This window comes from Chryseobacterium sp. SIMBA_028, assembly GCF_046535285.1.
In the GTDB taxonomy this organism is placed as follows: Bacteria; Bacteroidota; Bacteroidia; order Flavobacteriales; family Weeksellaceae; genus Chryseobacterium.
The window spans coordinates 1-279 of record NZ_JAWRWZ010000180.1 but is presented as its reverse complement, the minus strand read 5'-3'; the positions used below and the strand labels follow the sequence as shown (position 1 = coordinate 279).

Sequence of the window (279 nt, the reverse complement as noted above, 5' to 3'; positions counted from 1 at the left end):
GTCCACGACGCCGACGAAACGGCTACCGATGCCCTCATATTCACTGCGCACTTCGCCGCGGAACAGCTCGGGCAGTTCACTGTTGCGGTGATGGCCGCAGAACACAAAGGAAAATTCAGGCCACCACTTTTTAGGGCGTGCGGCCTCTGAGTAGCCACACACGGCACAGGTTAACTGGACCCAGACCGGCCGCTTGCCGGTACGGTTGGCACGTGACTGCACCAACCAAGCCGGGGGATTGTCCTGAAGATCCCGCAGCTCAGCCTCGGTAAGCCTGGA

1 protein-coding gene is annotated in these 279 nt (G+C 60.6%); it reads right to left on the bottom strand.

The genetic code is table 11. The features are described from left to right. On the bottom strand, window positions 1-279 hold a 279-nt coding region (locus SCA31_RS23055), incomplete at both ends, for a hypothetical protein (RefSeq protein WP_410699360.1).